At 35.4% G+C, this 243-nt stretch carries 1 protein-coding gene; it reads right to left on the reverse strand.

Annotated elements, in window-relative coordinates; all coding sequences use genetic code 11:
• Window positions 1-243 (reverse strand): hypothetical protein (locus tag SB753_RS40590; RefSeq protein WP_410805616.1); only part of this gene is annotated, 243 nt, incomplete at both ends.

Raw genomic sequence — 243 nt, forward strand, 5'->3', positions numbered from 1 at the left:
CCCCAATATACTGAGTATTTCTTTTGTATTTTAGGGACAATTAAATATGCAACTTTATCACCTAATTGATGGTTTACTTCTGAAGCAGGCATCTGTACAAGTTCTTCCTGTGGTACAGGTGTCATAGTCTCAGTTTGATTGGTGTTTGTTGTTTCATTTTCTTTAGTAGGTGTGGTAGTCTCATATTGATTTACCTCGTTAGCTGTTAAAGATTTTGCTGATTGTTTAGCACCATACCATTCT

It is taken from the genome of Paraburkholderia sp. SIMBA_053 (genome assembly GCF_046534895.1).
Taxonomy (GTDB): domain Bacteria; phylum Pseudomonadota; class Gammaproteobacteria; order Burkholderiales; family Burkholderiaceae; genus Paraburkholderia; species Paraburkholderia caledonica.